This window comes from Nostoc sp. PCC 7107, from assembly GCF_000316625.1.
Taxonomy (GTDB): domain Bacteria; phylum Cyanobacteriota; class Cyanobacteriia; order Cyanobacteriales; family Nostocaceae; genus Nostoc_B.
Genome location: NC_019676.1, coordinates 678,870 through 698,478 on the forward strand (window position 1 = coordinate 678,870; position 19,609 = coordinate 698,478).

The window sequence follows — 19,609 nt, forward strand, 5'->3', positions numbered from 1 at the left end:
TGCGTTTAAAAATTGTAATCGAGGGTAAAATACAGACCATTCTCATTTAATGTTCGCCTGTCAACATCCACCGCTACTAAAGGAATCCCCCAATCTAAACGGGCATTCAAGCGATCGCCCATTGTCCACACTAACCCAAAACCATCCCCTACCAAAGTATTCGGCTCAGGATTAACAAAATTAGAACTATTCCAACCCGTACCAAAATCAATAAACGGCGCTACCTGTAACAATCCCTCTACTTCAGGAATTCGCCAAACTGGTAAACGCACTTCCGTAGAGGCAAAAATAGCATTATCAGTCAGCAAGAAATTTTGGCGATATCCCCGCACACTATCCAAACCACCTAACGCAAACTGTTCAATCGGGAAGGTGGCTCTAGAAGCAAACTGCAAATCAGAGCGAACTACCCACAGAGTATTTGGTGCTAGTAAACGCACATATTGTCCTTGTCCCCGCCAAGAGAAAAAACGCCCATCTGGTGGTTCTGCATTTAGAGTTGCGCCTAAAGCCCCGATACCCAGACTAAATTGCGATCGCACAGCAAACAATTCTCTATTATTGCGTTGCGTCCAGTCTTGAAAAAATCGCAGCACTGTGACATTCGTTTCGCCGTTATCGGTTGCGCCCAAAGATAAAGGGAAGTTTTCTCCCAGCAACCTTGTTTGACTCCGTTGTAGAGATAAGGTTAAACCTAATGCTAATTCTTGGGTGGGAGATTCTAAGACAGGTTGACGTACACTCAGTTCATAATAGTTAAAGTCACCTGTAATATCTAAAACATCGAAAGGTGGTTCAATTACTGTAGTTTGACTAAATCCTCCCCCTAGTTTAATTGTGCCATTGCGAGGATTAAAAGGAATTGTGTAACCAATATCTACCGCATTGCTACCATCAGTATTTCTATAGGTTAACTCCAGTCCATCACCAAAGCCGAGTAAGTTTCTTTCCTGAATCTGTACACCCCGTTCAAAACTCCCAATGGAAGGGACACGACCATTATTAATTATGGCTTTAATCTCAAAAGAGTCCGCTTCTTGAACTGAAACTTTCAGTAAACTTAACTCTGGACGCGCACCTGCGGATAATTCTGCGGAAATGCGTTTGATGAGAGGATTGAGTTGTAATAGTTGCAGAGCTTCGAGGAGTTTTTTCTGGTTTAGGGGGCGTTGAGTGGCGATCGCTAACCGACTGCGGATATATTCAGGTTGTAAGCGCCCTGTTCCTGTAACAACAATATCTTCCAGACTCCCTTCAATAATCTGAATCTCCACCAACGCGGCTTCTGGGGACAAGTCTTGATTTTCAGGAATTACGGCTCCTGAATTGATATAACCTGCATCTGTGTATTTTTTGTTGATTAGAATTTCTGCTTGAAGCAGTTCAGCAAAAGAGATTGGTTTATCCCGGAAATCTTTAGTAATTTCGGCTAATTGTGAGTCACTAAAAGCAGTATTACCTTCAAAGATAAATTCTTTGACGATAATTGTTCCGGGAATATCTGGAGAGATTGATGGACTTGGCGTGAACGATGGCGGTAATTGGAGGGGGATTTCAGGGGTTGGGGATGGAGGCTGAGGAGATGGTTGCTCTGGTTGTCTGGGGATAATTGGGTTGGGAACTTGGGCTAATAATCCGTCTGGGTTTATTGCTAATGTTGTTTGGGCTGGAGGGTTAGCCGCTACTTTCGCACTGATCCCAAATAAATTAATACCGAGCAGGAGTAAAATTAAGCCATCCCGCATTTACTAAATCTCCCACTCACGATACTTGAAGTTTTGTCTTCCTTACTCTAGCGGATTCCTAAGTAGCTTTTTTGAAAGTATCCAACTTTTATTACAATTAATAGAACTTTTTCTGCGATCGCTCTTGGTTATGAACAGGACTTACGCAAAAATAACGTAACTCCGTCATGACGACCGATAGGGAAGTAATCTTCCCTATCGCTGGGATTGCTTCCCTACACTTCGTTCCAGTCGCAATGACATTATCTGCGTTGCGTAAGTTCTAATGAATATTCAACCGCCATTACCTAGGAGTTGTTATTTCCTCTGTACTGTTCTGAGGAAATGAGGTGTGTTGGTAAAAAATATTGCCTACTACGGAAGTCACATCATAAGTTATTAATATTCGACCGCAAAAAATTCAGCATCCTTTTGGCAAAACATCCGGTTTTATTTATTTAGTAATGATAAATAAAAATAATATTGTATGTAATTTTGACAGTTTTGGGTACAGCCGAGAGTTTACCCATTCAGCAACCGGGGTTTATGCGTTCATCTCACTTTGATAACGCAATACACTATGTATATGGCATTTATTAGTCTTATTTCAGGATGAATTTCAATTCTGATTGAATTCTGCATCCTAATTTTTATCTAATATCCATCTAGAGAGAGTTTTTTTAGGTAAATATTCAATTATTACCCTGGATTAATGAATCAATTAAATCAGAAATTACTTTTTTCTAATAATTATTAGGTAAATCGAAAACATGTTTTTTATGATACTAAATGATTTTACTGCTATCTATATTAACTAAATCAACAGATAGTCAACATCAAGCATAAAAAACCATAAAGCTCTCTAAACAAGGCTTTATGCTCAAGAAAATGTTGTTAAATTAATCAAGCTACACCAATTTGTAGTCATAAAGAATTAGCTTATGGTGATTTTAATTACTTTTTAATTTTGACTTAGATAGGAAACTAGAAAGGCATTAAATTAAAGAATACATGAGTCTAGTATTTTCACTAAAAGCATCATATAATTTTAAAGTTTTTATAGTAATACCCAGTAATATTTAAAGCAAAAATAAAGGCAATCATGCCATTTTGGCAGTTCTAGATATCAGAAATACGATATTAATGGAGTAGAAAGAATAATTAATATTGAGATACTTATCGCTATCTACTTAAAGTCCACAAGTAACAATAATCCTGAAATTAAGTAATTGATTATCTCAGCACTTTTACGAATTAGGAAATCAAATATGTTATTATCATTATCTTCTCAAAACGTTATTCAGTATCTGCAAGCAATCGGACTGTGTAGCTTAGAAGATGGCAATTCAGACTTATCTGATGTGCCAGGAAGTAGCAAAAAGAATTTCAATTTACTAGTGACACTGGGAAATCGTCGCCAATTATTAGTTAAACAAGAACATCATCAGGAAAATGACGGAAATCTCCATGAGTTTTTTAATGAGTGGCTATTTCAGCAATTACTCAAGCAGTTTCCAGTTTTAGGTAATATTGCTGCGATCGCATCATTAGTAGTACATTATGATGAGGAAAATTCTATCCTTGTCCGCAATTATTTAAGTGAGTATCAAGAATTAGGTAACTTTCATCAACATAGCTATAGCTTCCCTACAGAAATTGCTACTGCTATTGGTACTACCATTGCAGCTTTGCACCGCACAACTTTCCAGCGCCGAGAATATCGAGATTTTATGGCTACAGCGCCAGCGGGACAGTATCGCTATAACTTTTACAACCCAGCACAGGGTATAGAATCACTTACGCCAGATATTTTTGGTACAGTGCCAAAATCAGCATTGCAATTTTATACATTTTATCAGCGCTATGAAAGCTTAGAATATGCGATCGCAGATTTAGCCTGTGAATGGAAGCCTTGTTGTTTAACTCACAACGATTTGAAGTTACACAACATTTTGCTACATTCTCGTTGGGACAAGCTAGATAATTGCCTAGTGCGCCTGATAGACTGGGAAGCTTGCGCCTGGGGAGATCCAGTTTATGATTTAGGTACTTTAATCGCCAGCTATTTCAGAATTTGGCTTTCTAGTTTAGTTATAGATCCCATGCTGGAGTTAGAAGAATCTTTACAGTTAGCGATGATACCACTAGCAGAAATTCAACCTTCATTATTGGCTTTAATTCAAGCTTATCTCAAGGCTTTTCCTGCTATTTTAGAACACCGCCCAGACTTTGTAGAGCGTGTTATCCAGTTTGCGGGACTCGGAATAATTCACCAAATTCAAGACAAAATTAAGTACCAGCAAAACTTCGATAATACTGATATGTGTGCGCTACAAGTAGCCCAAAATCTGTTAACCATACCAGAGGAATCTGTAACCAATGTTTTTGGTGTTACTGCATCAGAGATTATTGCACCAATGGCAAAACAGCATCAACTTACCCAACCGCAAAAATCACAAAAATTGGTTCCCTTATACTACGAAAAAACTCGTTTGCGGGGGTGTTAAAAAATAGTCTGTTCAAAAGGTAGCAGACTAAAGAATGAAATTTCCTAATTCAAACTTCACACTTCATACTTTTCCCCATTCAGCAATGCTAGACACTTCTACCAACCCTTTGTTAAATTCTCTGTTTGATATTGCGAGAAATATTCAAATTGAATCTAACTTTTCAATTCATCATCCTGATTATCAAACTTTTGCCTTACCAGCGAAAGTAGCTGATAGATTTCAGCAAAATTCTGTGGCTTTACAGCAAAAATATCTCACTTTGCTACTGCGTAATTTCCTTTATGGTATTTATTACAACGGTTCTCTGCAAAATGTTTTAGCTGTTAATGGTGATACACCTAATTGTGTACCACAGACAAATTTAGCGAATAATCCTCACTTGGGTATTGACTGGGAATTTTACGCTCAACTGCACACGAGTAACCACGGTAAAGGATATTTTGATCCTAGTTGGCAAGTTTTACGTCAAGAGCCTGATGGTAGTATGGCGGTGACGAAATGTGGTTTAACGTTATATATTGAGCCAGATTGTCATCTGAAACCTCAGAGTAAATCTGCTAAACCAGGTGAGTCAGTATCTATTTGGATGCCGAAAAATCATCTACAAAATGGCTGTTATGTGGCGGTAAGTGATGTAGGACAAGAACAGCAGAGTGTAGATGCGGAATTGGGAACAGGAAGAATCTATTTTAATATTACGGCAGATGGGGCGATCGCTCTTATGGATAGCCTAACCCAGCAACTCAACCAAGCTGCCCTTCCCTTTACTTTTCAAGTACTTTACAATCCTAAAGCCTACGGACGCTACGACTCCGGCTTGCTTTATTTTGAACGAGAAGACTACCCAGCAATTCACCAAATTCTTCAAGCTGTTTATGCAGAGCATCAAGCACATTTTCAGCCAGAAATCCCTTTGTTCACTAAGTTTTTAGCCCCAGGACTAAGTTTAGCCGAAGAACCAGTTCAAAAATTCGCTACTCAAGAAAGTTTTGGGATGAACCGTTGTCAAATTGTCGCTCATGCTTTGTTAGAAGTATGGCAAAAAGGTAAAGACGCAATGGAGGAGCGAATGAAGTCAATTGAGAAACACTTTGCAATACATTCAGTTGACTTGCAACGTCCTTATCTCAACCCTCATTCTGAAGATATATATTACCCCTTAGATTGATAACTGGCGTGATTGCAGTGAGATAATTTTAGATGGCAGGCTAAGAGTTTGCCATCTTGTTTTTTCATTATACAAAAATGTCTTTTATTTATAACCGTACCGTACGCTTTGCAGATACTGACGCTGCGGGTGTAGTTTATTTTGCTAATGTTTTAAGCATTTGCCATGAAGCTTATGAAGCATCTCTCGAAATAGCAGGAATAAATATCAAGGCTTTTTTTACTAAGCCTGCTGTTGCGTTTCCCATTGTTCGTGCTAATGTTGATTTTCTGCGCCCAATGTATTGTGGAGATGAGTTAAATGTGAGTTTAATTCCCCAAAAGTTGAGTGCAGATAAATTTGAGATTGCCTACGAAATCAGCATTACAGAGGTATTAGTTGCTAAGGCAATTACTCGCCATGTTTGTATTGATGTGAATAGTCGAAGTAAGCAAGAATTATCTGATGAAATTATACAGTGGTTGGAAACGAACCGCAGAGACGCAGAGGGCGCGGAGAGAAGGAAATCTAGAGAGGTGATGTGAGATTAATTTGTTACTCAACAAACAAGTTGATTGTCAGGGGGTAGGGCGTTTTTTTACTGTTGCCTGTTCTCTATTATTTTGCAAAAATTCTGCGGCTATTTGTTGTAGTGCTTGACGATTAACTTTCCCTTGAGAATTGCGAGGTAAATATTCCATAGGAATCCAATATTTAGGAATTTTGAATTTACTCAGTTTATGTTTAAGTAAATTTGTGATTTCTAAAGTAGAAGTACTAACATCTTGAGGAATGTATATAGCTGTTAATGCTTGTCCCCAATGTTTATCTGGCACACTAATTACACAAACATCAGCAATTATTTGCGTTGCGCGGATGGCTGCTTCTATTTCGGCTGGGTAAACGTTTTCGCCACCTGTAATAATTTTGTCACTGTTACGTCCAATTATATGCAGATAACCTTGAGTGTCTAAAAAACCTAAATCATCTACTTGTAAACAATCCTGGTTTTTCCCATTATGAGGATAGTAACCAAGGGCTAAAGATTTGGTTTGAATGATAATATTACCGATTTTATGAGGATTTAAAATTTCGTTTTGTTGATTGCTAATTGTTACCTGGGCATGAGGTAAAATTCGCCCACTGTTAATTTTACCTTGCAGAAAATCATCAGGTTTAAGGGTGGCAATTTGCGAGGCGGTTTCTGTCATGCCGTAGGTTGGTGCTAACCTAATGTTGTGAAATCGGGCTTTTTCTAATAGTTCTTGCCAAGCTGGTGCGCCACCTAGCATTACAGTATGAAATTGGGCTAACCATTGGGTTAATTCGGCATTTTGTAAAAGACGTTGTAGTTGAGTAGGTACTAAGGAAAGGAAAAATTCTGTTGCTTGAATCGCAGGTATTTGACTATATTCTAGAGATTTGAATGGTAAGATAACTAGTCTACTACCTGTTGTGAAGGAACGCATAAATTGCATTAATCCACTGACATGATAGAGGGGTAATACACAAAAAGAATTCACTTGGGTTAACTGGAAATATTCTGTAAAGCCTTGCACGGATGCAGTGAGGGTTTCCCACGTATGGATGGCAAATTTAATTTTGCCTGATGAACCACCTGTAGGAATCATGATGAGTGCTGAGTGCTGAATTTTGGGTACTGTTAGCGGTAGCGGGGCGTTCAGCCCGTGCTGAGTGTTGAGTGCTGAATGGGTACTAGAATCTATTCCCCAAATGATATCTGGTTGGACTAATGTAAATACTTGTTCCCATTCTTGTGTTCCCCAGTCGGGGTTACAGAGAAAAATTGAACAATTGGCTGCACAAGCGGCGAGGAAACTAGCTAAAAATTTGACTGGTTCGCGTTCAGCTAAGATAATTTTTGGGGGTGTGTGGCGTTGTTTTAATATTTCTGTGAGTTCTAAATATAATTTTTCAGCTATTGTTTGAAATTGATGGCTGTTGTTAGCAATTAGCCAATTATTTTGAGTTAAATTTTGCAGATAAGTTAAAGGTTGTTCCATAAAGTTTCAGGACTTGTTACTTCTGCTTGGGCAAAAAAATGATCAACGCCAAAACCAACTGCTCTGTTTTTACGAGATAATTTTACTGCTAAATGAAGTGCAGCTTGTCTACCAATTACCGTCTCAAATACAGATGAGAAGACAGCATCAATTTGATGTTGTTGACAAAACTGATGTAGCTTTGATGGTGAACCGACAATTCCGGGTTTGATGACGAAAATTCCTCGCCAGCCGTGTTGATAACAATTGATGATTTGTGGGAGTGTGGCGACAGATTCATCTAAAGCGATCGCAGTTTTGTAAAATCTACTTAACTCCAACATCTTTGCTAATTCGTCAACAGTTAGGGGTTGTTCCAGAAATTCAATTTCTATAGGTAATTCACCCTGGATATTGTCGCAAGTCTCCAGCCATAATTTCGCCTCTACATAACTTAGTCCGCCGTTAGCATCTAGGCGGAGTTTGGCTGAGGGAGGTAAGCTACCAGTTAGGGTATCAAATATTGCTAGTTCTTTGGCGATCGCATCTACACCAATTTTCCATTTAAATGTGCGATATCCTTGTTCCCACAGCGTTTTCCATTGTTGTAACGCCACCTCCCCCGCAGCAAGTAAACCACTCCTATAGGGGCGGGTTGATGAAGAATTTCGCCTTCCCACAGATTCGTTCACGCAACCTAACACTCCCGCCAAGGCTGATTCAAACCCAAACTGACAAGCGGGTAAACAATCAGGAATTGTAAAAATTATCTCAGATGTAATTTCGTTGGGTAGTTGGCGACAAAAATCTAACGCTTGTTCTAAAGTCTCTGAACCAAACCAACTGATAGGCGCGATTTCTCCCCAGCCAATTTTCCCTGCTTCATCCACAAAACGCAAAATAATACCCTCGCGGGTATCCCAAATACCATGATTGGTCATGAGTGGCTTGGCGAATCTCCGTTGATAAGGACGAAATTCAAAAAGTGCTGTAAAGCCCTGCTGGCATTGCTGCGCGTACAGAGGTAGCGGGGCGTTCAGCCCGTGCTGAGTTACAAATTTATCTGCGTTCATCGGCTGTTAATTATTTCTTTTTTACCTCTTGCGCCTCATTAACCGATAAAAAATCCTACACCTAAGAATAAGCAACTCCAAAAATGCACAGCGACGGCGATGAATTTACAGTTGCTAACTTTTTCTGGCTGGTTGTGATTTTGTTGAACGTGGCGACATAATTTGATAGCGGAGGGTAAACTCAGCCAACTCAACAATGTCCAAACGGGGAAAACTCCCAAAAGAATAAATAACAAAGAAAAAGGATAGATACTGGCGGTAAACCAAACTAAAACTTTCGCACCGTTAGCTGTACCCAAACGTACAATTGGCGATCGCTTCCCGGCGGCTATGTCATCCTTAACTTGGTGAAAGTGTGAACAATACAAAATTAAGCTGGTGACAATTCCCACAATTACTGAAGCGGCGAAACTGGCGATCGACCAAGTTTGTGTTTGGCTGTAATATACAGCTGGTACTAATAACGGCCCAAATGCAAAGAAGCAGAGAATTTCGCCCAATCCTTGGTATCCTAGCCGAAAGGGTGGTGCTTGATATATATGCCCTAAACCACAAGCCAGCAACACCATGATGATCACAGTTGGGTCTTGTTGCCAAGTAGCGATCGCTAATATTCCTAGCAAACCAATCACCAAACACAGATTTGCTAACCAAAATATTAGTGACTTCTTTCCTGTTAAATTCACCAGCGAATGATGTTTATTCTTGTCGATTCCTGTTTCGGAATCAAAGACATCATTGCTCATGTTTTCCCACGCCAAAATTAATATTGCTGCTACTAAAAACGTGCTAAATACTGTTGTATTAAAAATATTAGTTTCGGCAAAAGCAATTGCTGTTCCTATCCAAATAGGCATAATCGCCACACTGTACATTGGCGGTTTAATGGCCGCCATCCACAGCTTACTTTTGGGATGTGAAATCTGCTTGGTAGTCATTAGTTAACATCCATTATTTATCAAAATAGAATTCATAAGTAATTAGTCAAAGTTCACTAGCAATTTGCGATGATTGTATATGAAGATATGGGTTTTAAGCCAAGCAAAATCTAAAAATTACTTAACTACAATTAATAGCAGGTTAGAATACCCTACACTCTTGATTCTGACTTCTTCTTCATTTATTTTACTCAGCAATTAACACTTAACATTCAGCATTTTTTGGGATTGATTAACCATTTCTTAGTAAAACTTATTTTTTGATTGCGCGTTGAAACTGAGCATAGCTCGTCAGCGTTTGATAATACCCTAAATAAAGCAAACTATACTCTGGTTAAATGTCTACTGAATATGTTACCTGTAGAAATAGACCATGATTAATTACACTTTAGGAAGATAACTTAAAAAAAATTTACTATTATTAGATCCATGACAGTTTCACCATGTCGTAACAACTTCTTTGTAACGCACAAAGACATATACCAATTTCTGTCAGCAGTTCACGAAAATTGCCTCAACAATAATTGTCGGCAAATTGTGAGTATTTCCCTAGAAATTGACTGGGTTGATCCTTTAGTTGTATTGGCTAAACTAGCGCAAGCAAATGAAATAAATTTTTACTTTGAGAACAGAGGTAAAGGAGAAGCGATCGCCGCGATTGATACTGTCGCAAAATTACAAATTGATGGTCAAGACCGTTTTAATCAAGCAGAATATTTTATCAAAAATTGTCTAAAAAATATCATTTATTTTGGAGATATTCATCAACATTTTGCCAGCACTCGTTTTTTTTGTTACTTTAGTTTTTTTAACCAAAATATTCAATCAGACTATCCGTTTCCTTCAGCGACAATATTTTTACCACGTTGGCAAATAGCTGTCAAAAATCAGCGCTGTATCTTAGTCGCCAACATATTAATAACAGCGAATGCTAATTTAGAAAAAATTTGGCATAATTTATGGAGTAAAATCGAACTTATTAATTCTTTAGAATATTTCTCGCCCAAACTGGATTTTTTATCCACACACTTTAGTAAGCAATCTGTAACGCAGGGTACAGAATTTAAACGTTCTGTTGTTTCAGCTTTACAAAAAATCCAGGCTAGTCATTTAAGCAAAATTGTCTTAGCAGATGCTTTAGATGTACGGGCAAATCATCAGTTTGACTTATATAAATCATTAGATAATCTGAGACAAATTCATCCTAATTGTTATGTTTTTTCCACAAGTAATGGTAAAGGACAAAACTTTATTGGGGCAAGCCCTGAAAGATTAATTTGTATTCAGAATCAACAATTAATCACCGATGCGTTAGCTGGTTCTGCACCACGGGGTAAAACACCAGAGGAAGATGCTGCAAATGCAAATCGCTTACTTAACAGCGAAAAAGAAAGACATGAACACTCATTAGTAATTGATTTTATTACTCAACGCCTATCACAACTTGGATTATCACCGCAGGTATTACCACCACGCTTGCGACAGCTATCTAATATCCAACATTTATGGACACCCATTAGCGCCATAGTTCCCGCCAATGTCCACCCCTTAAAAATTGTGGCGCAACTGCATCCGACACCAGCCGTTGCTGGCGCAGCCAGAGATGTGGCTTGTGCAGAAATTCGGCGTTACGAAAGCTTTGAGAGGGGTTTATATGCTGCACCTTTAGGTTGGATAGACTCGCAAGGTAACTGCGAGTTTATTGTGGGGATTCGTTCGGCATTAATCGATGGCGATCGCGCTAGACTTTACGCAGGTGCAGGTATCGTCGCCGGTTCTGATCCTGATAAAGAATTTGCGGAAGTACAACTGAAACTCCAGGCGTTATTAAAAGCGCTAGTTTAGCCAATCATGTTTTAGATGGTGCGTCGCTATTTCCTCATCTGACTAACTAAATGAACGAGTTCAGGTAAGATCAGTTTTTCCATCCCTAGCCGCACAGCATTGCTGGAACCAGGGAGAGAGAAAATTAATTTATTTTGATAAACACCGGCGACGGCGCGAGAGGCGATCGCACGGGAACTGATTTCTTGATAACTTAAAAATCTAAATATCTCTCCAAATCCTGGTAGAGTTTTTTCTAATAATTTTTCAATCGCATCGTAAGTAGTATCTCTCGGTGCAATACCTGTACCACCATTAAAAATCACTGCCTCTAAATCGGCACTTTTACCCAGCAATTCTATTTGTGCTTGAATTTGGATTGGTTCATCTTTGATAATTGCGTAGGCTGCAATGCTATGGTTTTCACCTAATAGTAATTGTTGGATAAGTTGACCACTTTTATCTGTTTCTGGAATGCGTGTATCGCTGACGGTAACTACAGCACAAGTTACCGTAATTTTTGCCGCATCTGGATGTGGTTGTTGCATCATCCGATTTTAAATTTGAGATTTTTTGGTTTCATCAGTTTATCTGAGAGAAGAATGAAGTATGTTCGCCTTTGACATTCGCCTACCACTTCGTGGAAGCAAACTACGTGTATCTGAGTTTATTTCATACTAGCCTGCGGCAAGTCGCTAAAAGCGTCTACAGACTTCATACTTCAGACTTCAGTTTGACTATTAAGATTTGCTGAATTCCAAACCGTTTGCTTGTGCAAATCGCTCCATAAAACGAATAAAGCGATCCCACTCATCAGCAGATTTCATAATATGAACAGCTTCTAATGCTTCGGCTTTACCATTAACGAATCTAGCTTTAACTTCGCGGGTAATTATTTCGCCTTCCTCGTCCAGCATATACATCCCAGTGACTTCTTCACTACTGCTTTGGCTCAAAATTTTGGGATTTGTAAAAATAAAAGTTGCTGTACCAGTATCGCCACTGCGCGATCGCGTCAAACGGACATCTGGTAATACATTTTCGTCAAGACCTCTAGAAAATTGGATTTTTGCCATGATGAAAGAATTTAAAGTTTTGTGATGGTTGATTTAATATTCTCTCATTATTTAGAACTCAGTAGTCTGAAATTTTTTCTTAGAACTTCCTGCCTTTTCACCGTTGACCGAAAAATTTGAGATTTTGGATGGGGAATTTTCGGTACAAGCCCCACCCCTTCAGGGCGGAATTAATCCAAAATACTGGCTGTGCTGCTTACGCTTCCCTAACGCCACTTTAAAATCCGACGCTCGACGACTCGCTAACGCTGCGCTATCAAACCCCACACTTTAGGGTGGAGTCAATCCAAAATCCAAAATCGTAAATTCAAAATTGATTGGCCAAGTTACCTTTCCAATAATAAAGTTACGGGGCCATCATTTTCGATATAAACTTGCATCATTGCGCCAAATTTACCTGTTTCTACCCTTAAACCACTGGCACGTAACTTTTTAACAAAGCTGTTATATAAATCTTCTGCGGTTTGAGGAGATGCAGAACGGTCAAAAGAAGGACGGCGACCTTTACGACAGTCGCCGTAAAGGGTAAATTGACTGACTACCAACAACTCACCGTTAATTTCTTGTACAGATTTTTGCCATTTGTCTCCATCTGCTTCATCAGGGAATAGGCGCAATGCTAGGCATTTACGCGCCATCCAGTCGAGTTCTGCATCTGTGTCTGTATCAGCAATACCGACGAGTAAATTTAATCCTCGGCCAATTTTGCCAATGATTTCACCGTTAACGGTTACTTGTGATGATTGCACTCGCTGGATGATAACACGCATAAATAAAGTAAAAAGTAAAAGGGAAAAAGTAAAAAGAACTGTTTTTGACTTTTAACTTTTTACTTTTTACTTTTTGAAGCCTTTACCCCGACTGACAGAAGGTAAACAAATGCAGTTTTCTATCTGAGTGATTAAAGTTTCTCGGTCTAAATCTTGACCAATCAAGACTATCTGGTTTTTCGGTTCACCTTTCCACTCATCATCATCTAAAGTGAAACGTTTACCGCACAGGTGGAAAATATGACGCTTGGGACTTTCATCAAACCACATCACACCCTTGGCGCGGAAAATGTTTGTTGGTAGTTGGTTGTCTAGGAAATACTGAAACTTCCTAATAGAAAAAGGCTTATCACTTTGGAAGGATATAGAAGTGAAGCCATCATTTTCTAGATGGTCGGAATGGTGGTGATGGTGTTCGTGGTCATGGTGGTCGTGACCGCAGGTTGAGTGGTCATGGTCATGGTGGTCGTGACCGCAAGTTGAATGATCATGGTCGTGATGGTCATGATCATGATGTTCATCAACAGTGTCAAAATATTTGTCCGACTCAAATAATCCTACACTGAGAATTAAAGCCAGTGGTATTTGCGATCGCTTGGTTCGCAAAATTCTCGCACCTTCTTTAACTTCGTTGATTTTTGCCTCTAATTGGGTCAAAGTAGGTTCATCAACCAAATCTGTTTTATTCAACAAAATCACATCACCGTAAGCAATTTGGCTGTAAGCTGCTTGGGAGTTGAATAAATCTAAGCTGTAGTTGGCTGCATCTACAACAGTGATAATCGAATCTAGACGGGTTAAATCCCGCAGTTCTGTGCCTAAAAATGTTAAGGCTACTGGTAGCGGGTCTGCTAGTCCCGTTGTTTCTACTACTAGATAATCTAGCTTTTCTTCACGTTCTAATACTTTATAAACGGCATCAACTAAATCATTATTGATGGTGCAGCAAATACAACCATTACTTAGCTCTACCATATTATTATTTTCATCGGTAGAGATAATTAACTCGTTGTCGATGCCAATTTCCCCAAATTCATTCACTAACACAGCGGTTTTTAAACCTTGCTGATTCGTGAGAATATGATTTAGTAAAGTCGTTTTGCCACTACCAAGAAATCCAGTAATAATTGTTACTGGCAAACCTTGTTTAGGGGCATTCATGGGTTGAGATTCAGAATTCACTGCTGTTTGCATAGCGCGGTTATCAAACAAATCAAAAAATATAAAACTTCTCTAAGTTGTGGCTACCACCACTGGGAAATTCAGATTCACAAAAGGTAGCGCAGATAGTCCAGAAAACACTAGCATAGGGATGCTGGATAAACTTCCCAGCGACTTAACCCTATTATTGCGTATCCCTCTATTGCCGCATTACTCTGTTATGACCCTAACTGTTTACAATACCCTCACCCGTCGTCAAGAACCGTTTAAAACAGTCGAACCAGGCAAGGTTAAGATGTATTACTGCGGCGTGACGGTTTATGACTACTGCCATTTGGGTCATGCTAGAGCTTGCATTGTTTGGGATGTCGTGCGCCGCTATCTCCAGTTTATCGGTTATGAAGTGCGCTATGTGCAGAATTTTACTGATGTTGATGACAAAATTCTCAACCGCGCCAGACAAGAACAATCATCAATGGAGGCTGTAGCTGATCGCTTCATTAAAGCATATTTTGAAGATATGAGACGGCTGGGAATTAAAGAGGCTGATGAATATCCCCGTGCGACCCAGACGATGAACGGGATTCAGCGGTTAATTCATGAGTTGGAAAATAAGGGATTTGCTTATCCCTCGAATGGTGATGTTTACTATGCTGTGCGTCAGTTTGGTGAATATGGTAAGCTTTCTGGGCGCAAGTTGGAAGATATGCAGGCTGGGGGCAGTGAGCGCGTTAATCTAGAAGACGCAGAATATCAAAAGAAAAAAGACCCCTTTGATTTTGCCTTGTGGAAAGCCGCTAAACCCGGAGAACCTTCTTGGGAATCACCTTGGGGTGCTGGTCGTCCAGGATGGCATATTGAATGCTCGGCGATGGTGCGCGATCGCTTGGGTGAGACAATAGATATTCATGCTGGTGGTGCTGACTTAATTTTCCCCCACCACGAAAACGAAATTGCTCAATCGGAAGCCGTCACAGGTAAACCTTTAGCAACTTACTGGCTGCACAATGGCATGGTAAAAGTAGACGGTGAGAAAATGTCCAAGTCTTTGGGCAACTTTACCACCATCCGCGACTTACTTGATCGCCATGTTGATCCAATGGCAGTAAGATTATTTGTGCTGATGGCGCAATATCGTAAGCCTATTGATTTTACCGATGATGCGATCGCTGCCGCCACCAACGGCTGGCACACTCTAAAAGAAGGTTTGCTGTTTGGTCATCAATACGGTAAGCAATTAGGCTGGGAAGTTGATTCTTCCCTACTCCCTGAATTTGTTGAACGCTTTCAAGAAACTGTCAACGATGACTTTAATTTCCCAGGTGGGGTAACAGTTTTGTTTGAATTAGCCAAAGAACTCCGCCGTGAAGGAAATATCCTCGTTCATCAAGGCAAAACCGACACACCCGCCGCTGAACTGCAAAAACAATGGCAAACTCTGGTAACTTTGGCAGAAGTATTAGGTTTAACCGCCGAAATGGAAAATTCTCCCCCTGCAACTGATGGCCTTAGTGATGCGGAAATTGAAGATTTGATTCAACAACGCCAAGCCGCCAGAAAAGCGAAGAATTTTGTCGCAGGCGATCGCATCCGTAATGAATTACAATCTCAAGGTATCACCTTAGTTGATAGTGCTGAAGGTACACGCTGGCACAGAAATTAATCTCAGGTAAGGGCTTTTGTCAATCTTCTATTGCAGTTTTTCTCATAAAACTCCACGACAAAAGCCTTTTTTCGGCAAAATTTATTTGCTCAAAAAAACTCAGCTTTAGTCACAAAATGTTATGAAAACATAACATAACATCGATTTTGTATCCAAAATTCTGGCTGCTGAATTCTTATTCAACGCTTCTGCATTATTACACTAAATCAAACTTTTAGACTGTGTGGTGACAACAGTCTTGAAAAAGTGTCTTATGTCTGATAATTTACATCGATTAGGGTAAAAGTTATAAGCTGCAAATTAGTATCAAAGATAACCAACTTTGTGAAAAAACCTAAAATATTCTAGGCTTTACAAAAAAACTGAGAATATTAAATGACTCATATAATAGCTGGTTATTTGATGGTTAAACAAGGAGTAGCTAAATCAGCAAATACAAAATAAAATTCATGAATCGACTGAATTGTCAATAATAAATTTACTAAATTTGCATCTAAATTATTATGTGGTCTGAACTAACAAAAGCGATCGCTAAATTTGATATTCCCGCTGATTGGATTGGTATCAGGGCAGTTAAAGAAACAGCCTCAAACCGTTATGTACGTGATGGTATCCCTCAAGCTAATGGTAAATCTACCACCGAGGGAGCCATGATTGAAGTTTTAGTAAATGGCTGTCTGGGTTATGCTGCTACCAACTCTTTAGAATTAGCTTCTTTAGAATCTGCTGCCCAAATAGCTTACAAACAAGCACTCGCAGCTAGTCAATGGTGGATATATCCTTTTAAAGAAACCGAACGTCCCAAGGTTGTGGGTGAATACAACTCGCCGTTTTTGGAACCATTAGACACGCTGAGTCCGGGTGAAATCAATGATTTGCTGGTACGGATGTGCCGAACACTTAAAGTTCATGACAAAATCGTGCAAACCACAGCCAGCATCAGCACCAGTGAGCGAGAAAGTTGGTATGTCAGCAGCAACGGCTCAGAAGTATATCAAAAGTTTACCTCCTTGGGGAGTAATTATGGTGCGATCGCTCAAGACGGCGCAATTGTCCAACAACGCACTAATAACGGTTGGCAAGCACACTGCTATCAAGGTGGATGGGAACTTTTAAGACAAGAAAATTTATGGCAACGGGTACAGCAAGTAGGAGAACAAGCTATAGAATTATTAACTGCGACTGAATGCCCAAATATACGCACAAACTTAGTCCTAGCACCAGACCAAATGATGCTGCAAATCCATGAAAGCATCGGACATCCCCTAGAAATTGACCGGATTTTAGGTGATGAACGCAACTATGCCGGCGGTAGCTTTGTCACAACCAATGATTTTGGTCAGCTAGTCTATGGTTCGCCACTAATGAATATTACCTTTGACCCCACAGTTCCAGGTGAATATGCCAGCTATGGTTTTGATGATACTGGTGCAGTCGCCACACGGGAATATGTGATTAAAGAAGGCTTATTACAAAGAGGTTTAGGCAGTTTAGAAAGTCAAGCCAGAGCCGGAATAGCAGGAGTTGCTTGCGCCCGCGCTTGCTCCTGGAATCGACCAGCAATTGACCGCATGGCTAACTTAAACTTAGAACCAGGAAACGCCACCTTTGAGCAAATAATTAGCGGTATCGAACACGGTGTTTACATGGAATCAAATCGGTCTTGGTCAATTGACGATCGCCGTTATAAATTCCAATTTGGTTGCGAATATGCCAAATTAATTGAAAATGGCCAACTCACCGAAACTCTCCGCAACCCCAACTATCGCGCCACAACTCCAGAATTTTGGCACAGTTTAATCAAAGTTGGTGATGCTAATAGTTGGCAAATGTATGGTACTCCTTACTGTGGTAAAGGTGAACCCAATCAAGCCATTTGGGTAGGACATGGTTCACCCGTTTGTGTATTTGCTGATGTTGAAGTCTTCGGGGGAGGGAGTTGAAGAAGTTAAAAGTTAAAAGTCAAAAGTCAAAAGGAGCCAGTGCGTTGGGCGGCTCTGCCGACTTGTTCGCGTAGCGTCTCCGATTAGGAGAAGCAACTGGCGTTCAAAAGTATGACTTTTGTAACTTTATTCCGAATTACGAATTAATAATCTACCAATGAAAGAAGAATTAACGACTTTAGAATCTAGCTTCAATCAAATTTTAGAAACTCTGCTCATCAAGAAATTAGCAGGTGAGGAATTTACCCTCAAACTCGGTAGTGAAAGAAGTCAGTTTACCCGATTTAATCATGCAAAAGTTAGACAAACTGGTTGTGTAGCTGATGGGTGGATTGAACTGACTTTAATGGCAGAGCAACGTAGTAGTTCTCGACAGTTTACTTTTACCGGAAATCGGGAAAAAGACTCCCAAAGAGCATATCAAGCTTTACAAGAATTACGGTGTGAATTGCCTTTATTACCTGTTGATCCTTACTTAGTTTTACCTTCTGGAAATAATACTAGTCGAGAAGTTCATCATAGTAATTTATTAGCACCAGAAGCAGTAGCTTCCAGCATATTAGATGAAGTAATAGAATTAGATTTTACTGGGATTTATGCTGGAGGCGTAGTCATTAAAGGTTATGGAGATTCTAGCGGACAAAAACATTGGTTTGCTACCGACACTTTCACCTTAGATTATTCTTTATTTAGTAGTTCTGGACAAGCAGTCAAAGGGACATTTGCCGGAATTAGCTGGGATTTAGCCAGTTACACAGCTAAAATTAATGAAGCCAAAAAACAACTAAAATTGCTGTCTCGTCCCCTAAAAGAAGTGCCTAGAGGACAATACAAAACTTACTTTGCACCTGCGGCTGTGGCTGATTTATTGCAAATGCTTTCTTGGAGTGCTGTGGGTGAAGCAGATATCCAACAAGGTAACAGTGCTTTAGCCGCTTTATCCAGAAAAGAAAAACAGTGGTCTGCCAAATTTAATTTAAAAGAAAACTTTCAATTAGGTTTAGTGCCGCGCTTTAATGAATTAGGCGAAATGGCAGCACCAGAGTTACCAATAATTGAGCAAGGAATTTTAGTAAATAGTTTAGTTAATTCTCGAACTGCGAAAGAATATCAAAAAATTGCTAATGGCGCTAATAGTTCCGAAACTTTACGTACACCAGAAATCAGACCAGGAAATTTAAAACTTGAGCAGATTTTATCTAACTTAGATACAGGCTTATATCTCTCGAATTTACATTATTTAAATTGGAGCGATCGCCCTACAGGTAGAATTACTGGTATGACCCGTTACGCCTGTTTTTGGGTAGAGAATGGCGAAATCATCGCACCTATCGAAAATCTCCGCTTTGACGACAGCCTCTATCGTTTTTGGGGAGAAAATTTAGTCGATTTCACTAACTTTCAAGAATTTATTCCCGAAGTCGGCACTTATGATAGCCGCCAATTAGGTGGAAGTTTAGTTCCTGGGATGTTAGTAAATGATTTTACTTACACTTTGTAATCTCCGGCAAAAACATCTGTCTACGCAACTTGACAAATTAGGGTATACTTTGGTATTCAAAGAACAGTGGTGATGAAACTCGCCTTCTGGAATAACCAGAAAACCGCCTGTGGGGCTGATAGTTTCTAGTTCAATACTGCAATTAACCTGCTGTAAACCTGTAGGTAGTAAAGGCTAAAAACTATTAGTTAGGTTGGAATAAATACAATGGGCGAAATTTTTTTTGCAATTTTCCAAAAAAGCTTCAGGATAATCAAGCGGCGATTTTCAGAAACT

At 39.6% G+C, this 19,609-nt stretch carries 15 protein-coding genes and 1 riboswitch; of the genes, 7 read left to right on the top strand and 8 right to left on the bottom strand.

What is annotated here, in order from left to right; genetic code table 11:
- Nucleotides 1-5: 5 nt before the first annotated feature.
- Nucleotides 6-1,745 carry a ShlB/FhaC/HecB family hemolysin secretion/activation protein gene (locus NOS7107_RS02885; RefSeq protein ID WP_015111487.1) on the bottom strand — a complete coding sequence of 580 codons (1,740 nt, stop codon included), beginning with the start codon at nt 1,743-1,745 and terminating at the stop codon, nt 6-8.
- A 1,247-nt stretch (nt 1,746-2,992) separates the two neighbouring features.
- Between NOS7107_RS02885 and NOS7107_RS02890 the strand changes: the two genes are divergently transcribed.
- The 3 genes from NOS7107_RS02890 (at nt 2,993) to NOS7107_RS02900 (ending at nt 5,926) form a co-directional block, all read left to right on the top strand.
- Nucleotides 2,993-4,231: a phosphotransferase family protein gene (locus NOS7107_RS02890; protein WP_015111488.1), complete on the top strand. Its 1,239-nt coding sequence runs from the start codon at nt 2,993-2,995 to the stop codon at nt 4,229-4,231.
- Nucleotides 4,232-4,316: 85 nt separating this feature from the next.
- Nucleotides 4,317-5,402, top strand: coding sequence for a T3SS effector HopA1 family protein (locus tag NOS7107_RS02895; RefSeq protein WP_015111489.1), 1,086 nt, complete (start codon nt 4,317-4,319; stop codon nt 5,400-5,402).
- Nucleotides 5,403-5,479: 77 nt separating this feature from the next.
- The gene (locus NOS7107_RS02900; RefSeq protein WP_015111490.1) at nt 5,480-5,926 is read left to right on the top strand and encodes a thioesterase family protein; all 447 of its coding nucleotides are present in this window, start codon (nt 5,480-5,482) and stop codon (nt 5,924-5,926) included.
- Nucleotides 5,927-5,959: 33 nt separating this feature from the next.
- On the opposite strand, the gene NOS7107_RS02905 is transcribed toward NOS7107_RS02900, so the two are convergent.
- From NOS7107_RS02905 to menA, 3 genes are read right to left on the bottom strand one after another with little or no spacing between them, the layout of a single operon-like run.
- A complete protein-coding gene (locus NOS7107_RS02905; RefSeq protein WP_015111491.1) occupies nt 5,960-7,405 on the bottom strand; it encodes a 2-succinylbenzoate--CoA ligase in 1,446 nt (481 codons plus the stop codon).
- The gene (locus NOS7107_RS02910) at nt 7,390-8,457 is read right to left on the bottom strand and encodes an o-succinylbenzoate synthase (RefSeq protein WP_015111492.1); all 1,068 of its coding nucleotides are present in this window, start codon (nt 8,455-8,457) and stop codon (nt 7,390-7,392) included. The genes NOS7107_RS02905 and NOS7107_RS02910 overlap by 16 nt, the downstream gene beginning before the upstream one ends.
- A gap of 38 nt (nt 8,458-8,495) precedes the next feature.
- Nucleotides 8,496-9,395: a 2-carboxy-1,4-naphthoquinone phytyltransferase gene (gene menA / locus NOS7107_RS02915; RefSeq protein WP_015111493.1), complete on the bottom strand. Its 900-nt coding sequence runs from the start codon at nt 9,393-9,395 to the stop codon at nt 8,496-8,498.
- Between the two features lie 429 nt (nt 9,396-9,824).
- Here menA and NOS7107_RS02920 point away from each other — a divergent pair, with 429 nt between their 5' ends.
- Complete coding sequence (locus tag NOS7107_RS02920) at nt 9,825-11,240, top strand: isochorismate synthase MenF (protein ID WP_015111494.1); 1,416 nt, start codon at nt 9,825-9,827, stop codon at nt 11,238-11,240.
- Nucleotides 11,241-11,266: 26 nt separating this feature from the next.
- Here the strand turns inward: NOS7107_RS02920 and NOS7107_RS02925 are convergent, their stop codons facing one another.
- From NOS7107_RS02925 to NOS7107_RS02940, 4 genes are all read right to left on the bottom strand, one after another.
- The gene (locus NOS7107_RS02925; protein ID WP_044499616.1) at nt 11,267-11,770 is read right to left on the bottom strand and encodes a molybdenum cofactor biosynthesis protein B; all 504 of its coding nucleotides are present in this window, start codon (nt 11,768-11,770) and stop codon (nt 11,267-11,269) included.
- Nucleotides 11,771-11,959: 189 nt separating this feature from the next.
- The gene (psb28, locus tag NOS7107_RS02930) at nt 11,960-12,295 is read right to left on the bottom strand and encodes a photosystem II reaction center protein Psb28 (RefSeq protein WP_015111496.1); all 336 of its coding nucleotides are present in this window, start codon (nt 12,293-12,295) and stop codon (nt 11,960-11,962) included.
- Nucleotides 12,296-12,621: 326 nt separating this feature from the next.
- Nucleotides 12,622-13,065, bottom strand: coding sequence for a D-aminoacyl-tRNA deacylase (gene dtd, locus NOS7107_RS02935; RefSeq protein WP_015111497.1), 444 nt, complete (start codon nt 13,063-13,065; stop codon nt 12,622-12,624).
- A gap of 66 nt (nt 13,066-13,131) precedes the next feature.
- The gene (locus tag NOS7107_RS02940; protein WP_015111498.1) at nt 13,132-14,259 is read right to left on the bottom strand and encodes a GTP-binding protein; all 1,128 of its coding nucleotides are present in this window, start codon (nt 14,257-14,259) and stop codon (nt 13,132-13,134) included.
- 187 nt (nt 14,260-14,446) lie between these two features.
- Between NOS7107_RS02940 and cysS the strand changes: the two genes are divergently transcribed.
- From cysS to NOS7107_RS02955, 3 genes are all read left to right on the top strand, one after another.
- Entirely contained in the window at nt 14,447-15,889 is a 1,443-nt protein-coding gene (gene cysS / locus NOS7107_RS02945; protein ID WP_044500473.1) for a cysteine--tRNA ligase, read from the top strand.
- A 503-nt stretch (nt 15,890-16,392) separates the two neighbouring features.
- A complete protein-coding gene (locus NOS7107_RS02950; RefSeq protein WP_015111500.1) occupies nt 16,393-17,832 on the top strand; it encodes a TldD/PmbA family protein in 1,440 nt (479 codons plus the stop codon).
- A gap of 157 nt (nt 17,833-17,989) precedes the next feature.
- Nucleotides 17,990-19,333 carry a TldD/PmbA family protein gene (locus tag NOS7107_RS02955; protein ID WP_015111501.1) on the top strand — a complete coding sequence of 448 codons (1,344 nt, stop codon included), beginning with the start codon at nt 17,990-17,992 and terminating at the stop codon, nt 19,331-19,333.
- Nucleotides 19,334-19,392: 59 nt separating this feature from the next.
- Nucleotides 19,393-19,468: riboswitch (Fluoride riboswitch) on the top strand.
- Nucleotides 19,469-19,609: the final 141 nt, after the last annotated feature.